The organism is Streptococcus infantarius subsp. infantarius ATCC BAA-102, from assembly GCF_000154985.1.
Lineage (GTDB): Bacteria > Bacillota > Bacilli > Lactobacillales > Streptococcaceae > Streptococcus > Streptococcus infantarius.
Genome location: NZ_DS572693.1, coordinates 71,219 through 91,802, shown reverse-complemented (window position 1 = coordinate 91,802; position 20,584 = coordinate 71,219). Strand labels below are relative to the sequence as shown.

The window sequence follows — 20,584 nt, the reverse complement described above, 5'->3', positions numbered from 1 at the left end:
ATGCTCACGGGCTTTTTGTTTTACAAAATTTCCCAATCTTCAATGCCAAATTCATCAAGTAAATCTTGGATTTTATCAAAAGCTAGACGAAAATGCTCTAACTTATGACCGTCTGAACCGATAGAATACTTGTGGCAACCTAATTCTTTAACCAAGCCTAAAGCATAACGGTAAATAGGTTCTTTTCCATATAGATACATTGATTTACTGTTTAGTTCAAAAGCTAAATCATAATCAATCATCTTTTGGAAAATACGTTTTAATTGTGGCTCGTAAGCTTTTAAGTCATCAACAGTCAAATCAAAAATACGAAAACCATAGTCAAAGTGAGCTAAAATATCAGCCTCCACACGACCAATGGCATATTCTAATTTGTCCAGATACTCTTGAATAATGGTATCCTTATCCATATCAGCCACTTCATCATCAAGGTAATCATTTGTCCCGTTGTGGTGAACTGATAAGAGTTTCAAATCATAGTCCTTATCCGCCAAATAAGCAAGAATATCCGCTTCACGTGGCTGATAATAACCAATTTCAATGCCTTTTTTAATGCGATTGCCGTATTTTTGATTAAGCTTAGCTATTTCACGTGAGTAAGCCTCATAATCTGGCACATCATCTTGCTTGGTATATGGATTTGACAAATCATAATGCTCAGTCGTCACAATATCCCCTGTATAATGGTCTAAATAATCTTCAAACCGAGCATCTGAATCATAAGAAAAATGTGTGTGTAAATGATTATCTCGCATCCTATCCCTCGCTTTGTTATTAATCTTCTAAGTCTTCAACGCCTGCTCCCATGCGCTCTGTCCCCCACCATAAAGGCATCAATTCACCTAAGGTAATGGTTTCACGTTTCTCATAATCAAGCATAAATTCCAAATCTTTATTTTTCGGAGACAATTGCATCAAGAACTAGCGACAAGCTCCGCAAGTCATTCCTGAACCTTCACCATAAGGCGGCTTATCCCAAAATGCAATAATACGTTTGATAGTGGTTTGACCAGATTGTTGAAACATGTTAAAAGCTGCTGCGCGTTCCGCACAAAGATGAAAAACACCAGAAGTCGCTTCAAAACAATAGCCTATAAAAATCTGACCATCTTCTGCTTCAATTGCTGCAACCACATGATTTGAATAGATAAATGGCGTCACATAATGAGGATTATAATCCTTTTTTGCTGCTTGATATAACTTTTCCCAAAGATCCATTCTAAATCTCCTTATAATTATCTGTATTTTCTTAGTATATCAAATTTTCTGTTAATTAGACAGAGATTTTGATTTTTTTAGTTATAGTTTAAAACTATACATAGTCCTAAAAAAATAACTATTTTTCAAAATGGCAAAGCTCCGCTACAATAGGAATCACAAAAAACAAACGAGGTATACGAAATGGAAAAATCAAGATTTCAATTAGTTGGTTCGCTTCTACGACCAGCAGATTTACGCGAATATAAAATCACAATCGAACATCGTGATGATATCACATACCCATTCTACGATGCTTTTGATGGCTATCGTGAAACAGAAAAGGCTGACATCAAAAAAGTTATCGCTAAAGAAAAAGCAAATGGTATTGATGTCTTAACTGATGGTGAATTTTCAAAATCAATGTGGCACCTTGACTTCGTCTGGGGACTAAAAGGGATTGAACGCTACATTGCAGACCACGGTTATACTTTCAAAGACCATGATGGTGGTCACTTCGAAACACGTAAAGACATTGGTATCCGCATCACAGAGCCACTTTCAGGTAAGAACCACCACTTCCTTGATATCTTTAATTTGCTTAAGGAAGAAGCTGGAGACTCAGATACAAAATTGACTATCTGGGGACCTGCTCACGCCTACACAGAATTCACAGTCTTTAATCAATTAGTTGGCGAAGACCAAGTTTACAAAACTAAAGAAGAACTAAAAGCTGGTCTTACAAATGCCTATAAAGAATTCTTGAAAGAATACAAAGAAGCTGGCGGAGAAATCATTCAATTTGACGACTGCCTCTGGGAACTTTTCGACGAAACAAACCCAGCTGGTTTCTTTGCTCAAGGAAATAGCGCTCTTGCTAACCTTGCTGACGAATTCATCGCAGTAAATAACGATGTTGCTGACTATGGTCATGAGCTTGGTTTGCAAGTTTGGACTCACAACTGCCGTGGTAACTACGAAAGTCGTTCTGCTGCTGGTGGTACTTACGAAGCTATCGCAACAAAATTCTTAAAAGACCAACACTATGACCGTTTCTTCCTTGAATGGGATAGCGAAGTGGCTGGTGACCTCAAAGCTCTTGAAAGCTTGAAAGACTCAGATGCTGAAGTTGTTCTTGGACTTCTTTCAAGTAAAACAACTGATCTTGACGATGAAGAACGTGCGCTTAAAATGCTTGAAGAAGCTAGCCAAATCATCCCTAAAGACCGTCTTTTCCTTTCTCACCAATGTGGTTTTGCTTCATGTGATTCAGGAAATGAACTTGCCATCCCACAACAATGGGCTAAAATCAAGCAAGGTCAAGACATCGCCGCTAAATTCTGGAGTTAATCCAATCAACTCGCCTTTATTTTTTCAATATACAATAATACAATATACTATACCAAAAACGGCCGCAAGCTTTATGCTAAACGGACGTTTTTTTAATTACTTTTAAAGTTTAACTACTTCCAGACGCTCTCCACCAAGTAAAACAAGGTATTTATCAACTTGATCAATATGATACGACTTGCTAAGTGCTTCGGCATAAAGTGCCATTTGGCCTTGGTATCGGTCTTTGATTTCCTCGCTGTTTGTGTATTTATCAGTCTTGTAATCTAAAAGAACCAAACGATCCTCTAAAAGAAGATAAGCATCGACAATCCCACGAACAACGAATTTTTCTTTGCTCTCAGGGTCTTCTTTTAGCATGGCAAATGGAGCTTCGCGGTAGATTTTGTCAGTATTTTGCTGAATCAATTGTCCAAGAGTTGAATTTTCAAAGAAATCCAAAACATTTTCTAGACGAATGCGCGCTTTAACCTCATCTTCAGCTGAAACTTGTGCTAGAGCTGTCGAAATATCCTCTAGTGTCACTTTTTGAGACAAGAAAATTCGCTGCATGAGCTCATGCATGGCAGAACCAATCGCTGTTGCTTCGACTTTAGCTTTTTTCGAAAAATCAGGTAAGGCAAAGCTTGGTTTTACGTGGTCAGTCTTAGCCATCACATCAACACCATCAGTATCCATGACAGGCTCATAAAGTTTCTTGACCTGACTAGGTGTTCTTAAGCTTGGTAAGTTAATGGCTGATTGATATTTGGCATTCAACTCTTCAACTGCCTCAAGTCTCTCCAAAGCTTCTGCGATATTTTCAGACTGACGGTTATTTGACAAATCATCAGGTTTAATAGCTGATTTGACTTCGATCTGACCGATTTTTTCTTCTGTCAGGTCTTCATCTGTGACAAATTTGACTTTAAATGGCAAGTTTTTATATGCTTCGTGAATGGCTAACATCCAATCTTGGAAAGTCATGAAAGCCTCTCGTTCTGCAACTGGAAGGTGATTATTTTCAGACTTACCGCTGTATTTATCAACCAATTTTTCAGAACTTCCTTTTCCAACTAGATACAATTTCTTCTCAGCACGGGTCATGGCAACATAGAACAAACGCATTTGTTCAGATAAGGTTGCTAGTCTCAGTTCACGTTTATTAAGCTGATAAGGCAAAGTGTCCATGCTGACTTTAACAGTTGGAAAAACATCCGTATCTAACTCTTCTCGCATGTCAGCCAAATATTTAATTCCTGCTCCATTTTGACGTGACAAGATTAACGGTGACATCATGTCTTGAATACTGAATTTCTTGTCAATATTCAAAATGAAGACATACTTAAATTCAAGTCCCTTACTCTTGTGGATAGTCATCAAATTCACAGTATGTTTTGGAAGAGCCACTTCAACGTCAGCCAAATCATTTTCGCTTTCTAAGACACGATCAATCATGCGAATAAAACGTGATAAGCCTTTAAAGCCGGTCTTTTCAAAATTATTAGCACGAAGGGCAAGGGCGTAAAGATTGGCTTGACGCTGCTCGGCACGGGGAAGATTACCCACGTAATCATAATAGAAACGCTCATTATAAATCTTCCAAATCAAATCATAAAGCGAATGCCATTTGGCAAAATCACGCCACTTGCTAAAGCAAGTCATAAAAACTTTTAATTTTTGACGTAAAGCTGGTGTGACTAGCTCTGCATGTTGCCCTTGATTAGCCAAAGCATGTTCTAGTTTTTGGTAAAGATTAGCTCTAGTCTCATCTTCATTGGTTTGAAGAGCAAGACGAGCAAGGTCATCTTCGTTAAAAGAAAACATTGGTGAACGCATAAGAGCTACCAAAGCATAGTCATTGAGCGGATTATCCAAGGCTCTAAGCGTATCAAGCATCACCATTACTTCAACTGATTTGAGGTAATTTTGCTCACCGCCATCAGTTACCAAAGGAATACCATAATGCTCAAAGGTCTGTAAAATGCCATCATTACGCGTACGTGATGATACTAATAAGGTGATATCTTCAAAGGCAACGCCTTCCTCATTATGCAAACGAATGATTTCTTTAGCTACCAGCTTAACCTCGTTCGGATTGATTTGCTCCTCTTCTGGACTACTTGCAAGTTCACTACTGTCATCAGTGTCGTAAATTAGAACTTGTGTTTTATTTTCTGGATGAGCTTCTTTTTGTGCAGGACTACCTGCCACCAACTGGTGCATGCCATCATACAAAATTTCCCCAACAGACTCGTCCATCAAATGCGTAAAGACGCTATTTGTCGCATCTAGAACTTCTGATTGACTACGGAAGTTTTCTTTTAGCAAAATTAATTTTCCATGTTCTGGATGCTCTTGAAAATCCTTGAATTTTTGGTTAAAAATCTGCGGATCAGCCTGACGAAAACGATAAATCGATTGCTTAATATCCCCCACCATGAAACGATTATGACCATTTGATAATAATTCCAGCATACGTTCTTGCGTGTGGTTATTATCTTGGTACTCATCGACCATGACTTCGTGGTATTTATCTTGGTAGAGCTCACGAATATCTGGATTTTCTTCCAAAATCTGGATAGCAAAATGCGCGATATCTGAAAACTCAAAAGCATTTTCTTGGATTTTAGCTTGCAAATATTGCTCAGAAAAATCCTGCATAAATGCTTGTAAAAGTTCTAACAAAGGCAGACTTTCCGATTGGTATTTGAAGATAGTTTCTAAATGCTTCAATCCAGTCAAACGTTCCTGAAGAGTTTTAAAAACGGGATATTTCACTCCTGCCACAGTCACTGCTGGACCTGACGGAATTAAATCAGCTACGTCAGCAGCCAAACGACCAAGACCATCATGACCATAAAGCGTCTCAAAATGCATGGCCCATTCATGCAAATGCTCAATCATATTCAAGTGTTTTTTATAATTGGCAGTAGGTGTCCCCTTAGCTGTAACCTGCTTATAATCCTCTAAGTCCGTCACATCTTGTAATTGATTAGCTGTTTCATGCATGCAAGCTAGAAAATCCATAACTTCTTGGTCGGGAATGGCGGAAAAATCAGTATAGGTTCTAGCACCTTTCAAGAAAACCTCAGCCAGCCATTTCTTAGGATTATCCGTTGCTTGACTGAAATCATAGATTTTGTAAACAATTCCTCTAAAAGCTGAACTGTCCTTGCGATTACCTGAAAAATTACGAACTAATTTGCGGAAACTATCTTGATTTTGCCCCGTCATGTAATCAGCAAAAAGGTCTGCAAAAACGTCATTCTTGACAAGGTCTTGTTCACTCTTATCCGTCATAATACGAAAAGTAGGTGAAATTCCCAACGTGTAGCCATATTGGTTAACTAATTTTTGCGTAAAGGCATCCATGGTTCCAATATCAGCAGTCTGCAAGGCTAACAACTGTTCGTTAAGATAAGTTTTTAAATCATTATCCGTCGCTTTTTGCAAAGCTTGGCTGATTTTTTTCTCAAGACGTTCCTTTAATTCTCCCGCTGCTTTAACCGTAAAGGTCGAAATAAAGAGCCGGTCAACGGTAATGCCACGCAAAATCTTATCAATAATGCGCTCAACCATAACGAAAGTTTTTCCAGAACCAGCCGACGCTGATACCAAAATATTGTTGCCATAGCTATAAATGGCTTCGATTTGTTCAGGTGTTCGTTTTTGCGCTTTAGATGACTGAGCCTCTTTTTGCTGTAGAGAAGAAATAGCTTCAGCCGTTAAAAATGGTTTAAAGGTCATCTTTTTCCTCCTCTTCTTGCATCAGGCTCAAAAAGCCTTGACGTCTATCTTTTCTTGGTAATTTAAACCACTTACGTGCGTATGGCATGTGACGGTCCGCTTCAAAGCGTGTGATAGCTTTTAATTGGTCACCCTTAACCGTCTTACCATCTTCACTGTAAGGATTAATCAAAAAGTGTCCTTGTTTAATTTGCTCAGCTGCTTGAAGAAATAATTTTTGATTGTAAGCTAGTAAAATATCTAATTCTTCTTGCGTGTAAACAGAATCATTAAGATGATAATTTCCATTTGATAAATAGCCTTTTTCATCTTCTAAGAACAAGCCACGGTAACGCAACTCTTTAGACAAATTCTCCAAAATTTTCTCTGTAGTAGCTACCGATGACAAATCCACTTTTGGCTCTTGCATGTGAAGGTACATGGCTCCAAAAATCTTATCTGACTCACTTTTAATTTTTTTATCGCGAAGAGCTTGCATGTAAGTCACTAATTGTGGGTTGAGACCATTGTAGAATTTTTGAATATCAAAGGTATTGTGACTTGATTTGTAATCAACCACCCCAAGACTTCCATCTGACAAACGGTCCACACGGTCAATAATACCTCGAATACGTACTGCATTTGCAAGCATTAACTCAAAAGGTTCTTCTTCATTTTCCACCTGAATCTGAGCATCCTGACGTAAAATTGTCGCCGTGCTTCTAGCAATATCTTCTAAGACTGTCAATGAGTAGCGGCTTTCCTCGTCTTCTTCATAGACAAATTTGAAAGCATCTTCAGCGTTGGTTGTTTGAATAGCTCGATTTAATTTGTCGTCAAAGGCTTGATCCGAAGCATCTTTCATAACCAATTCAAAGACACGATGAAGGTATGTTCCGTGATTTCTAGCGTCAGGGTGAATGGTTTCAACCTCTTGCAAACCAAGGACATACTGTAAGAAATATTTGTATTGATTGTTGTAGAAAGTTGTCACAGCTGAAGAAGACAAATTAATCGGCTCATCACTTGGAAAATGTGTCTCAATCACTTCGGCAGAAACTGGTTTGGTCTGCATATTATCCTTAATCAGTGGCAATTCAACACCTTCGTTAGCCAGTTTTTTACGAAGATAACGTACAGCTACTGACCAGAAGGTTTGCTCTTCTTTGCTAAGCTCGCGGTCTTCTTCAATAGCCAAGCGATTAACCTCAATCACACGAGATAAGAACGCTTTGTAATTTCCAATGTCTTCAGCATCTGTCGACAAACGATTTCGTCCCTTAACCAAAACAGGCACACCAAAGCTAGCTAATTCCGCAAGATAAGAAGATTCCTTATCTTCTGACTCATTAGCAATTTGTGGCAAACTGAGCACCAGTTCTTCCGTCGCTGAATTAAACAGTGACAAGGCAGCAAAATGATTTTTCTTAATATTTTCACGACTAATCACATCAAAACGTTGATTGTCAGCTGTTGTTTCATTGACCTTGGCACGTTCTTCATCTGAAATCAAGCTACGATTTTGCGCAATTTTTGGGAAATGCGACTGCGTCATACCAAGTGCAAAGACAAATTTATTGGTATGTGGCTCAACCAAATCATAAGATTTTACAGAAACCACATCAACACTTGCTGGCACTACGCGGTACTGGGCAGCCAACATACCGCTTCTTAAAAGAGCTAAAAATTCATCCAAAGACAATTTTTCTTGTCCAAAAATCGTTTGAAATTGCTCGAGAATGCCAGTAAATGTTCGCCAAACTTGCTCGTGCTTTTCTTGTTCATTTTCTGAGAAAGTGGCTACCGTACGCTCTAAATTCTCAGGTAGAGAAATCGCACGTAAGAAAGTCATCAATTTTTCAAGTAAACTTGAGCCAAGCTGCTTTTGTGCCTTAAATAAAGTTAGCAAAGGCGCCATAATTTGCTCGCGCATACCATTAATATAAGCTAAGTGTTCTTCACCCTTGTAAGCAATCGTGAACTCCTTGGCAAATTTACTTTGTCCCTTGATATCCGCATAAATCAAATATTGCTCAAAAAGGTCTAAATCATCTTGAGTGAAGGAACCATATAGCCCTGTTTTCAAAAGATTAACAACATCTTCCATACGAAAACGATAACGTTTCACACGCTCCAAGGAATCAATAAAATGCACCAAAGGATGGTCACTCATCGACTCTGCCTTCCCAAAATAATAGGGAATTTCATATTTATCAAAAATTTTGCCGATTTGCAGACGATAGCTATCCACATCACCCAAAAGTACCAAAATATCCTTATAACGATAGCCTTGGTGAAGCTTATGACGAATAGCCTTTGCTACATGCTCAACTTCTTCTTTTTGATTAATAACATCCCAGATGGCATAATGTTCCTTATCATCATGCGTTAAAGTGATGTCTGATGTTGTAAAGTCGTGCTTCGCTTCAAAGAGTTTTGACAATTTAGCAAATGCTTCTTGAGATTTTTGAGAACTCTCGACATACTCTGGCTGTGTTTGAAATTTAGCAGCCAAAGAACGCAAAAAATCCAAACTTGCCTGATAGACATTCCCAGTTGAAAATGTAGCCTTATAAGCCTTTTGACTACTGTAAGTTCCGATAATCACTTGAGCACATTTTTCCTCTAAAAGGCTGACTAAGTCTTCCTCTTCTGCTGAAAAACGAGTAAAGCCATCGATAACCAAAACAACATTTTCAAGTGCATCATCCAAATGACCCGATGCTACCTGCTTAGTAAAAAATGCAATTTTTGACTGATTGTCATACTGATTGGCTAACAAAATATCATTAACTGCCAAAAAGATTTTCACCAAATCTTCTTGCTTCTCAGCTGAATGCAATTCTTTCAAATCAAGCACGGTCATGTTAGCCGTTTTTAATTCCTTATACAAATCAACCAATTGCTTGATAAAATTCGTATCTTGTTTTAGACGTCCGAAAACTTTCAAATCCGTATCAGAAAAATGAGACAGCGCACGATAAAAAATCATGGCTAAGCCATTATCATCAATCGTTTCTTTGGTCTGAGGTTCATTTAAGACAAAATAGCGCGCCATTTGAGCAAAACGTGTAATGGTAATGGCAAAAGACGCTTGGTCAGGTAAAAGTTCCAGAACTGCCCTTTCTTTTTCAAAAGACAAAGAGTTTGGAGCGATGTAGAAAACACGCTTACCAGCTTTAGCCTCTTCCATCGCTTTTCTTGCCAAAATTTCAGTCATATCAAACTGAATATCTGTATATAATAATTTCATAATAATCCTTCGTCATGTCACTAGATAATCCTATTATACCAAATTTTGCTATCGGTTTGGCTTTTTGATAAACAAGAAACCACCACTACTTTGATATGATACCTCTTAAGTAGACAAGGTAAATACCTAAAATCTACTTAAGAGGTATTTTTATGTCTAGAAGAGAAAGATTCACCCCATACGAGAAAGAACAAGCTTGTCTCGATTATATTAATGGTAATAGTTCCAGATCTGAGATATGTAATTGTCTCCATATTTCCACAAGAACGATTCAAGATTGGGCTGCCATCTATAAAAAATATGGGATTTTAGGATTTACAAAGAAAACAAAAAACCGTTCCTATTCAAAAGAATTTAAAATGGAACTTGTAGAAAAATGTATTAGTGGTGAGGCTTCATCTATTGATTTAGGTCATCAGTATGATATTTCTTCAGGACTTTTAAGAAAGTGGATTAGGATGTATAATGCCAATATAGAACTTAAGGATTACAATCCAAAACGGGAGGTCTATATGGCAAAAGCAAGACGTAAAACCACTATTGATGAACGCAAAGAGATTGTCAACTATTGTATTGAACACAATCGCAATTATAAGGAAACGGCGTCACTTTATGATGTTTCTTATAGCCAAGTGTATTCGTGGGTGAAAAAGTATGACAGTGATGGTGAAGAAGGTTTAGTTGACAAAAGGGGTCATCACAAACTAGATGATGAGGTTGATGAATTAGAACGTTTACGAAGAGAAAATGTGCGCTTAAAACGTCAGTTAGAAGAAAAGGATATGGCTGTTGAACTCTTAAAAAAAGTGAAAGAATTCGGAAGGATGTGAGGCTAGGCAAACAGCGCCACGAATCAAAATACTTAGCGATTGAAGACTTCAACACCAATAAAGGTTGGGGCATTAGCTGGATGTGTCATCAGCTCGGCATTACGAGGTCTGCATTTTATAAATGGAAACATAGAATAGTTCCAGAACAAGAACAATTAAACAGCGAAATTGCGGAGTTAATTAAAGAATATGACGAACGTTTTTCACATATCTTGGGATACCGAAGAATGACCGATTGGATCAATCATTTCAATCATACGAACTATTCAAAAAAGAGAATTCACCGAATTATGAAAAAGCTCGATATTCACGCCGTTATCCGTAAGAAAAAGAAAAAATACAAGACTGTTAAACCTGAAGAAACTGCAGAAAATAAGTTGGCAAGAAACTTCTATACAACTGCTCCGAACAAAAAATGGGTAACAGATGTTACAGAGTTTAAGATTCCTAACTCCCATAAGAAACTCTATCTTAGTGCCATACTTGATTTATATGACCGCTATCCTATTGCTTTTGTCATAAGTGGCCGAAATGACAATCGGCTAGTCTTCAAAACATTTGACAAAGCCATTGAAAAGAATCCCGCAGCGAAGCCTATATTTCACAGCGATAGAGGGTTCCAATATACCAATAAGAACTTTCAAAAAAAGCTGAAAGATACTGATATGATTCAATCCATGTCAAGAGTAGGCCATTGTATTGATAACGGACCAATAGAAGGTTTTTGGGGAATTATAAAATCGGAAATGTATCAGATGTATGAGATTTCAGATGAGGCCTCCCTCCGATATGCCATCAAAGACTATATCCGATTTTACTGTCAAGAGCGTCCACAAAGTAGGTATGACTGTAAAACGCCTCTAGAAGTAAGAAACGTTGCCTTATCATCAGAACATCCTTTGTCATACCCAATCGCTAAGAATAACAAAATTGAAAAGTACAAGTCTAAGTGGTCTGCATAAAAAAACAGCCGTACATTTATTTTGTACGACTGACCATCAAAAACAGACACTTTTTTAGATATTTAACCTATCTACTTGACAGGGGGCATATCACTTTCGTAGAGGTGGTTTATCTATATTAACCAAAATAGCCTAATATTGTATCAAATGATTAACGAACTTCTGCTCCTAGTTGTTCAACAAGGACTTTAGTGATTTTATCCATGTATTTAGTAACTTCTTCATCAGTCAAGTTATCGTTTGGATTTTGGAATGTAAGGCTGTAAGCCATTGACTTCATACCTTCAGCAATATTTGCACCAGCATAGACGTCAAAGAGCTTGATATCAGTTAAACGTTTCACTTTAGCTGATTCAATAGCAGCAACGATTTCTTTGTGAGTAGTAGTTGCTGGCAATAGCAAAGCAATATCACGAGAAACTGCTGGGAATTTAGTGATTTCAACAAACGCTTTATCAGCTTGAAGAGCAGCTTCGATGATATCCAAGTTCAATTCAGCTACGTAAGTTTCTGGAACGTTGTAGTTTTTAGCTGTTTGTGGGTGAATTTGACCAACAAAACCAACCAACTGACCATCCAAGTAGATGCTTGCTGTACGACCTGGGTGCATGCTTTCAAGACCTTTTTCGGCAACGTATTCAACTGTCAAATCAAGTTTGTTAAAGATAGCTTCAACGATACCTTTTGCATAGAAGAAATCAACTGGAGTTGCTTTTGTTTGGAAGTCTTTTTCAGCAACTAAACCAGAGATAGCAAAGGCAAATGTGCTGATTTCGTTTGGTAATTCTTCTTTTGGATTACCTTTTTGTTCAAAGATTTTACCAATTTCATAAATAGCCAAGTTACTGTTTTTACGAGCAACGTTGTAAGCAATGGTATCAAGCATACCAGAAACAACATTTTGACGAAGAACTGAACGTTCTACTGACATTGGCCACATCAATTCAGTCAAGTTGCTTGGTTGCAATGTGAATTCAGTTGCTTTTTCAGGTGTTGTCAAAGCATATGAGACGATTTCAGTCAATCCAGAACCTTCAGCAATTGAACGCATTTTACGACGCAGTTTTTGTGTCGCTGTCAATTCACCTGCAGTACCAGCAGCTTGTGGAAGTGTTGTTGGAAGCTTTTCGTAACCGTAAATACGAGCAATTTCTTCAACCAAGTCAGCTTGGATAGCAATATCCCAACGACGACGTGGTACTGAAACTGTGAATTTATCAGCATTTCCTGACAAACCAAAACCAAGTTTTGCAAAGACATCTTCGATATCAGCAAAAGTCAATTCTGTTCCCAAACGAACGTTAACATAGTCAAGTGTTGTTGATACTTCAACATCTTCAGTTGGAACTGAACCAACTTTCACACGACCAGAAAGAACTTCACCTTCAGCTAATTCTGTAAGCATTGCTGCTGCAAAATCAAGCGCTTCATCAACAGTAGCGTAGTTGATTCCTTTTTCAAAACGAGCTGAGCTTTCAGAACGAAGGTTCAAACGAGATCCAGTACGACGGATAGCTGTACCATCAAAGACAGCAGCTTCAAGAACAACGTTTTTAGAAGCGTTGTCGATTTCAGTAGCTTGACCACCCATCACACCAGCAAGAGCAACTGGTTTGTCAGCAACTGTGATAACAAGGTCTTCTTCTGTCAATTCACGTTCTTCACCATCAAGAGTGACCAATTTTTCACCAGCACGTGCATTGCGAGCGACGATTTTATTGTCTTCAAATTTATTCAAATCAAAAGCATGCATTGGTTGACCGAAGTACAATAGCACGTAGTTTGTCACGTCGACAACATTGTTGATTGGACGAATACCAGCGTTCATCAAAAGGTTTTGCAACCATTGTGGACTTGATTTAACAGTCACGTTTTCAACGACACGTGCTTTGTAAGTCAAGACTTTGTCAGACTCGATAGCAACATCGATAACGTCTTTTGCAGCTTTAGAAACTTCTTTAAGTTCTTTTTCTGGGAAGTGAACTTCTTTTCCGTAGATAGCAGCTACTTCATGTGCAACCCCACGCATTGAAAGGGCATCTGCACGGTTTGGTGTGATTGACAACTCAACAATTTCATCATCCAAATCAAGGTATGGGAAAATGCTGTCACCTGGTTTAGCATCTTCAGGCAAGATTTGAATACCGTCTGAAAATTCTTTTGGAATGATTGATTCTGGCAAACCAAGTTCTTGGAGTGAGCAAATCATACCAAGTGATTCCATACCACGGATTTTACCTTTTTTAATTTTGTAGTTATCAGCAATACGTGCACCTGGTACAGCTACGATAACCTTGATACCTGCAGTAACGTTTGGAGCACCACAAACGATTTGGCGCAATTCATCATCACCAGTATCTACTTGGCAAAGGTGCAAGTGTGTTTCAGGAATATCTTCACAAGAAACAACATGACCAACAACCAATTTTGTCAATCCTTCAGATGGTGATGAAACTCCTTCAACCTCAATCCCTGTTGTTGACATTTTTTCAGAAAGCTCATGTGTTGTAACATCAACATCAACAAGCTCTTTTAACCATTTATAACTTACTAACATAATATGTGTTAAAAGCTTTTCGCAGTCAAAATACATTTGACAGGTAAGCTTCTTTATCCCTTTCTACTCTTATTCTTTTAAGGCTTTTCGCATAAGCCAATCTGTGTCTACTTTATCGCCAACTTTAAATGAGTGCTCTGAAAATTTTTCAAATCCGTATTTACGGTAGAAACCTTGAGCTTTGATATTGCCTTCCCAGACACCTAACCAAGCCCAATCAAATTCGCCTACCTTAGCCATATCAAGCGCCAGCTCAAATAATTTCTTACCTAAGCCAAGTCCCTGACATTCACTAAGAATGTAAATACGTTGGATTTCAAAGGCATTTTTTAGTTCATGCTCTGTCTGTGCTGCGCCCCAGTTCACTTTCATAAAGCCAACCTCGCGCCCATCAACTTTGACAAATCGAACATCAGATTCTACATCTGTCACATCTTTTTCAAGTTGCGCTAAAGTATAATTCTCATTGAAAAATTCTTGAAGTTCTTCTTCGGTGTTATCAAAACCAAATGTTTCACGAAAAGTATCGATGCTCAATTTTTGTAACATATCTAACTTATCCAAGGTCACTTTTTCAACTTTGATTTCTGCCATGATGACCTCCAATTCTTTTTCTTGCTAATTAATTATTTAAATTGATCTGAGAAACGGACATCGCCTTGATAGAAGCCACGGATATCATTGATACCGTAACGAAGCATCGCAATACGTTCTTGACCAAGACCAAAAGCAAATCCAGAATATTTTTCTGAGTCAACGCCAGACATTTCAAGAACGCGAGGGTGTACCATACCAGCACCAAGGATTTCAATCCAACCAGTTTTCTTACATACGTTACAACCTTTACCACCACATTTGAAGCATGATACGTCAACTTCTACTGATGGTTCAGTGAATGGGAAGTATGAAGGACGAAGACGGATTTTACGATCTTCACCAAACATTTTCTTGATAATCATTTCAAGAGTTCCTTTAAGCTCACCCATAGAAATGTTTTCACCAACAACAAGACCTTCGATTTGATGGAATTGGTGACTATGTGTCGCATCATCTGTATCACGACGGAACACACGTCCTGGTGAGATCATTTTCAATGGACCTTTAGAAAAGTCGTGTTTATCAAGTGTGCGAGCTTGAACTGGACTTGTGTGAGTACGAAGCAGGATTTCTTCAGTGATGTAGAAAGTATCTTGCATGTCACGAGCTGGGTGATCTTTTGGCAAGTTCATGCGTTCAAAGTTGTAGTAATCTGATTCAACTTCATAACCATCGACAACTTGGAATCCCATACCAAGGAAAATATCTTCAATTTCTTCACTTGTTTGTGTCAAAACGTGACGGTTACCAAGGTTTACTTGACGTCCTGGAAGAGTCACATCCAAGCTTTCTGATTCCAATTGTGCTTTGATTTTAGCAGCTTCAACGATTTTAGCTTGTTCTTCAAAAGCTTTTGTCAAAACGTCACGTACTTCGTTAACTTGTTTTCCGACAACTGGACGCATTTCTTTAGAAAGATCTTTCAAACCTTTCAACAATTCTGTCAATGATCCTTTTTTACCAAGAACTTGCACACGTAATTCTTGAAGTTCTTTTGCATTGTTTCCACGCATTTCAGCCAATTTAGCTTGCGTAGATGATTTTAATTCTTCTAACTGCGCTTGTAAATCCATTAAAATTCCTTCCTTGGGGCAACCCCTAATGTTTTTAAACGAAAAAAGCGTGCCACACTCCAATAGCGGAGCGTTGACACGCGGTACCATCCGTTTTTTATCTGACTAGCAGACCTTAATTCATCGTCTTTAACATGAGTGAATTCGCCAAACTTTCATCTAGGAAGCTTCCAGTCACGACTTCCATTCCCTGTTAAACTGCCATAAGGTTACTATTCTCATAAGACACTATTCAATTTACACCCCATTCTAGCAAATTTTTTGCCATTTGACAAGGTTGAATATAGCAGCTTAATTCACACTAACCTGACCTGAATAATAATCAAAGCTTAAACCACTTTGCACATTCGGAATGAAAACATTAAACTCTAAACTACCATCAGATGATTTTGCTTCCAAATGTGTCCCGCTAGCAAGAATATTATCGCCATCATAAATCAAGGTCACGCGGTAACGAACACGTTTATTCTGATCAAGCGCTCTTCTGACCTGACCCTCGTAGTAATTTTGACCCGTTGAGTCTTCTGAACTAGCTTCATTTGCCCAGGCTGTCTGAGTGGCTACATTTTCAGGGTTGCTTGTTGAAGCATCAAAGCCTTTTAAGCCACCAACTAAAGCATAGCCGAGCAAGTGCCCACGGTCCACGGCGTGACTGTATGTTCCAGAAAGATTTTGCACTTGGTGCCAGCCCGCTGGTGTCCATGAAGTTGAGCCATTTCCAGTTTCCTCACGGCTTCTATATTGACGTGTCGACTTACTCAACAAAGCATTTGCGACCGTTGGAATAGTCTGACCTTGCACAATTTTTGTTTTGTTATTGGCATAAGGTTTACTGGCTACTCTTGCATTCAAATCGGTTTTATTTCCGTTAACCAAATAAGCTCCCGCACCGTTCCATTCTAAATTTGAACCAAGCTGAGCCTTAACATTATCTGTCAAAACTGTTTCAGCCAATTCTTGACTTGGTGTTGCTTGATTAGCAGAAGACTGATTTGACACAATCTTTGAATATGATTCTCCCGTAATCAAGGAAATAACTTGATTAACAGGATCACTTGAATCTGAAGTTGTCAGCCAACCCGCACCAATACTAACCAATAAAACTAATAAAGAAATAAATGATTTTGTCTGTTTAGACAGTTTTGATTTCTTTGCCATAAAATCCTTTCACTAAAAAAGTGGAACATCGTGCTTTATCAAAATCATAAAGTCGATTATCCCACTTCTACATTTTCGTCAAGCTGCTCTAAAATACAAATAGCTTATTGACCTGTAAATTTGCCAATAATTGCTTGCCATTTATCAAGCAATAAAATTGAGAGTGGATCTTTACCGTCACCAATGACACCATATCCAATCATCAATCCAACTGCTAAAAATAAACAAGCCAAAAGAGCAACCACTAGAACTAATCCTAACTGTTTTGCTACGTATTTCCAGCCACTTGTCATTTTTTAAGCCTCACTTACACGTTTAATATTTGCACCGAGTTTAGCCAATTTTTCATGGAATTTGTAATATCCACGGTCTAGGTGATTCAAGCGACCAACTGTTGTTGTTCCTTTTGCCACCATCCCTGTTAAAACAAGGGCTGCACTAGCACGAAGGTCAGTTGACATAACTGGAGCACCTTGAAGCTCTAGCCCACCATGAATCATAGCTGTATCGCGCATGATTTCTGACTGCAAGCCCATACGGCGCATTTCTTCCAAATGTTGGAAACGATTCTCAAAGACCGTTTCAATCATTGTTGATTCGCCATTGACAACTGCCATCAAAGCTGTAAATTGCGCTTGCATATCAGTTGGGAAACCTGGGTGAGGAAGTGTTTTAACCGTTACAGGTTTCAATTTTGCTGTATCAGCAATAACACGAATCCCTTCAGGTTCATCAATAACGGTCACACCCATCTCAATCAATTTTGAAATCAAAGGACGATTGTGTTCCCAGATAGCATCCTTAACAAGAACATTACCTGATGTCATAGCTGCCGCTACCATGAAAGTTCCAGCTTCAATACGGTCTTGAACCACATCGTGTTCAGCACCATGAAGGCTATCAACACCAGTAATGGTCAAAGTCTCTGTACCAGCACCTTTAACGATAGCACCCATTTTATTAAGCAACATAGCCAAATCAACGATTTCAGGCTCACGTGCTACATTTTCAATAACTGTCACACCTTCTGCCAAAGTTGCTGCCATCATCAAGTTTTGTGTTGCACCAACTGATGGGAAATCCATGTAAATTGTTGTCCCTTTAAGTTTCCCATCGACAGTCGCTGTGATATCACCACCAGCTTGTGTGATTTTTGCCCCCATAGCTTCCAAACCTTTAAGGTGAAGGTCAATTGGACGACTACCAATCGTGCAGCCACCAGGCATTGATACTTTTGCATGACCTTTACGCGCTAAAATTGGTCCTAAAACAACGATTGAAGCACGCATTTTGCTAACATATTCATATGGGGCAATATCCAAAATATCTCCTGAGGCATCCACTTCAATGGTGTTCTTTGCTTCATCAAAATCAACTTGAATATCTAAACCACGGACAACATTATTCATCGTAAAGACATCTGAAAGGATTGGGACATTTGTTAAAACTGTCTTTCCTTCCTTCGGTAAAATTGTCGCTGCAAGAAGAGGAAGAACCGCATTCTTTGCTCCTTCAATGATTACTTCTCCTTCTAGGCGTGTATTACCGCCTTCAATAATAATTTTATCCAAAATGAACTCCATTCTTATATTATAATATCAAAATTATATCATAGTTTAGCGATTATTGCTTTTATTGAAAACCAAAGAAGAAAGTCTGACTAACTGTAATGATTTCTAAAATAAAATGGCTTACCATATAACCAAGTGCAATACTAACCAAAAGAATAAATACCTTAAGGCGACCGATATTCTCAGACGTATTTTTAATCAATTTTGACCAATCAAATAAATTTCGAAGAATTTGATGTGTCATTGCAATAAAAACAAGGTGACTAATCAAAGTCACTGAACTATTTAAAATTTCCATAGAACTATTATATCAGATTTCATTTTCGACAACAAAAAACTTCACTAGTCTAAAATTTCTTCACCAAACTATCATCAAAAATCCATCAAAATAACTAGTTCCAAAAACAAAAAAGCCTGAGATAAAATCTCAGACTTTTTATGTTTATTTGTTACCAACACTGATACGGTTCAAAGCACGGAGAAGTGCAACTTGTGCACGACGTACTTCGTCGATATCGTGAGTACTTTGAGCTTGTTCCAATTTACGTTCTGCACGAAGTTTAGCACGTTCTGCACGGCTAACATCGATATCGCGTTCACGTTCTGCAGAATCTGCAACAATTGTCACAAGATTGTCTTTAATCTCAATAATACCACCGTTGATAGCTACCCAATCCACGTGATTATCATCATCTGTACGACGGATTTTCATTTCGTGAACGGTTAGCGGAGCAATGAGGTTAATGTGTTCTGGCAAAATCCCCATCTCACCATCCGGTGTTTTTACTGAAATAAAATTAGCATGGTGATCATAGCGAATACCATCTGGTGTTACTACCTGAACAGTCATAAATGTCATGGTATCACCTCATTAGTAATTCATTTTCTTAGCTTTTTCAACTACATCCTCGATTGGACCTACGTTACGGAAAGCATCTTCTGGAAGATCATCGTATTTACCTTCCAAGATTTCTTTAAAGCCACGAACAGTTTCAGCAACTGGTACGTATGAACCAGGCATACCTGTAAATTGTTCAGCAACGTTGAAGTTTTGTGACAAGAAGAATTGGATACGACGAGCACGTCCAACCAATGTTTTTTCTTCGTCTGACAGTTCATCCATACCAAGGATGGCAATGATATCTTGCAATTCACGGTAACGTTGAAGAACACGTTGAACTTCTGTTGCTACTTCATAGTGTTCTTGACCAACAATTTCTGGTGCAAGGGCACGTGAACTTGAAGCAAGAGGGTCAACGGCTGGGTAGATCCCCATTTGAGTCAACTTACGTTCAAGGTTAGTTGTTGAATCCAAGTGAGCGAATGCTGTTGCTGGCGCTGGGTCAGTATAGTCATCGGCTGGCACATAGATGGCTTGGATTGATGTAACAGAACCTTTTTTAGTTGATGTGATACGTTCTTGCAATTGACCCATTTCAGTTGCCAATGTTGGTTGGTAACCAACGGCTGATGGCATACGACCAAGAAGGGCTGATACTTCAGAACCTGCTTGAGTGAAACGGAAGATGTTATCGATGAAGAGAAGCACGTCTTGTCCTTCAACATCACGGAAGTATTCAGCGATAGTCAAACCAGTAAGGGCAACACGCATACGTGCTCCAGGTGGTTCATTCATTTGACCAAAGACCATGGCTGTTTTTTCGATAACGCCGGATTCTTTCATTTCCCAGTAAAGGTCATTACCTTCACGTGTACGTTCCCCAACACCGGTAAATACTGAGATACCACCGTGTTCTTGGGCAATGTTGTGAATCAATTCTTGGATAAGAACGGTTTTACCAACACCGGCACCACCGAAAAGTCCAACTTTACCACCTTTAAGGTAAGGGGCAAGAAGGTCAATAACTTTGATACCTGTTTCAAGGATTTCTGATGATGTTGATAATTCATCAAAAGCTGGTGCTTTTTTGTGAATTGTTTCGCGTGGTGCATCTTCTGCAAATGGTTCGTCAAGGTCAATTGTATCCCCGAGAACGTTAAACACACGACCCAAAGTTTCTTTACCAACTGGTACACTGATTGGACGACCAGTATCAAAAACTTCTAATCCACGTGTAAGCCCATCAGTTGATTCCATAGCGATAGTACGTACAAGACCGTCTCCAAGTTCAAGAGCAACTTCGAGCACGATTTTTTGAGATTTATCGCCATTTTTATAAACAATCAATGCATTATTAATCTCAGGTAGTTTGTCACCAGCAGCAAACGCAACGTCGACAACTGGACCTACAACCTGAGCAATTTTGCCTGAGCTCATGTTTTTCTCCTTTTAGATTTTTTAGGGATTTTCTCCCTTTTTATGAGGCT

General features: G+C 38.6%; 15 protein-coding genes and 1 pseudogene. 3 read left to right on the top strand and 13 right to left on the bottom strand.

The genetic code is table 11. From position 1 onward, the window contains the following. Positions 1-20: 20 nt before the first annotated feature. Together STRINF_RS06900 and STRINF_RS06895 are read right to left on the bottom strand one after the other, a co-directional pair. On the bottom strand, positions 21-755 hold the full coding sequence (locus STRINF_RS06900; RefSeq protein ID WP_006532351.1) for a PHP domain-containing protein: 735 nt from the start codon (positions 753-755) through the stop codon (positions 21-23). 19 nt (positions 756-774) lie between these two features. Then, positions 775-1,218: pseudogene (locus tag STRINF_RS06895) on the bottom strand (cytidine deaminase family protein). Between the two features lie 183 nt (positions 1,219-1,401). On the opposite strand from STRINF_RS06895, the gene STRINF_RS06890 reads away from it, so the two are divergent. Continuing rightward, a complete protein-coding gene (locus STRINF_RS06890) occupies positions 1,402-2,547 on the top strand; it encodes a cobalamin-independent methionine synthase II family protein (RefSeq protein WP_006532348.1) in 1,146 nt (381 codons plus the stop codon). 102 nt (positions 2,548-2,649) lie between these two features. Here STRINF_RS06890 and addA read toward each other — a convergent pair whose 3' ends face one another. Beyond that, a complete protein-coding gene (gene addA / locus STRINF_RS06885; RefSeq protein ID WP_006532347.1) occupies positions 2,650-6,276 on the bottom strand; it encodes a helicase-exonuclease AddAB subunit AddA in 3,627 nt (1,208 codons plus the stop codon). Next, the gene (gene rexB / locus STRINF_RS06880; RefSeq protein WP_006532346.1) at positions 6,266-9,508 is read right to left on the bottom strand and encodes an ATP-dependent nuclease subunit B; all 3,243 of its coding nucleotides are present in this window, start codon (positions 9,506-9,508) and stop codon (positions 6,266-6,268) included. The genes addA and rexB overlap by 11 nt, the downstream gene beginning before the upstream one ends. Positions 9,509-9,660: 152 nt before the next feature. On the opposite strand from rexB, the gene STRINF_RS06875 reads away from it, so the two are divergent. Next, the gene (locus STRINF_RS06875) at positions 9,661-10,338 is read left to right on the top strand and encodes a helix-turn-helix domain-containing protein (RefSeq protein WP_006531556.1); all 678 of its coding nucleotides are present in this window, start codon (positions 9,661-9,663) and stop codon (positions 10,336-10,338) included. Beyond that, complete coding sequence (locus STRINF_RS06870) at positions 10,335-11,300, top strand: IS3 family transposase (RefSeq protein WP_006531555.1); 966 nt, start codon at positions 10,335-10,337, stop codon at positions 11,298-11,300. The genes STRINF_RS06875 and STRINF_RS06870 overlap by 4 nt, the downstream gene beginning before the upstream one ends. A gap of 151 nt (positions 11,301-11,451) precedes the next feature. Here STRINF_RS06870 and pheT read toward each other — a convergent pair whose 3' ends face one another. The 9 genes from pheT to atpD form a co-directional block, all read right to left on the bottom strand. Further along, a complete protein-coding gene (gene pheT, locus STRINF_RS06865) occupies positions 11,452-13,857 on the bottom strand; it encodes a phenylalanine--tRNA ligase subunit beta (RefSeq protein WP_043878417.1) in 2,406 nt (801 codons plus the stop codon). A 69-nt stretch (positions 13,858-13,926) separates the two neighbouring features. Continuing rightward, positions 13,927-14,451 (bottom strand): GNAT family N-acetyltransferase, encoded by a 525-nt coding sequence (locus STRINF_RS06860; protein WP_006532344.1) that lies wholly within the window; start codon positions 14,449-14,451, stop codon positions 13,927-13,929. Between the two features lie 32 nt (positions 14,452-14,483). Continuing rightward, positions 14,484-15,527: a phenylalanine--tRNA ligase subunit alpha gene (gene pheS, locus STRINF_RS06855; RefSeq protein ID WP_043878396.1), complete on the bottom strand. Its 1,044-nt coding sequence runs from the start codon at positions 15,525-15,527 to the stop codon at positions 14,484-14,486. Between the two features lie 291 nt (positions 15,528-15,818). Further along, on the bottom strand, positions 15,819-16,685 hold the full coding sequence (locus STRINF_RS06850) for a DNA/RNA non-specific endonuclease (protein WP_006532342.1): 867 nt from the start codon (positions 16,683-16,685) through the stop codon (positions 15,819-15,821). 104 nt (positions 16,686-16,789) lie between these two features. Next, positions 16,790-16,978: a DNA-directed RNA polymerase subunit beta gene (locus tag STRINF_RS06845; protein ID WP_006532341.1), complete on the bottom strand. Its 189-nt coding sequence runs from the start codon at positions 16,976-16,978 to the stop codon at positions 16,790-16,792. Positions 16,979-16,981: 3 nt separating this feature from the next. Beyond that, positions 16,982-18,256 (bottom strand): UDP-N-acetylglucosamine 1-carboxyvinyltransferase, encoded by a 1,275-nt coding sequence (gene murA, locus STRINF_RS06840; RefSeq protein ID WP_043878395.1) that lies wholly within the window; start codon positions 18,254-18,256, stop codon positions 16,982-16,984. Positions 18,257-18,317: 61 nt separating this feature from the next. After that, complete coding sequence (locus STRINF_RS06835) at positions 18,318-18,554, bottom strand: DUF1146 family protein (protein ID WP_006532339.1); 237 nt, start codon at positions 18,552-18,554, stop codon at positions 18,318-18,320. Positions 18,555-18,698: 144 nt separating this feature from the next. Continuing rightward, the gene (locus tag STRINF_RS06830) at positions 18,699-19,115 is read right to left on the bottom strand and encodes a F0F1 ATP synthase subunit epsilon (RefSeq protein WP_006532338.1); all 417 of its coding nucleotides are present in this window, start codon (positions 19,113-19,115) and stop codon (positions 18,699-18,701) included. A gap of 12 nt (positions 19,116-19,127) precedes the next feature. After that, entirely contained in the window at positions 19,128-20,534 is a 1,407-nt protein-coding gene (gene atpD, locus STRINF_RS06825; RefSeq protein ID WP_006532337.1) for a F0F1 ATP synthase subunit beta, read from the bottom strand. Positions 20,535-20,584 lie beyond the last annotated feature (50 nt).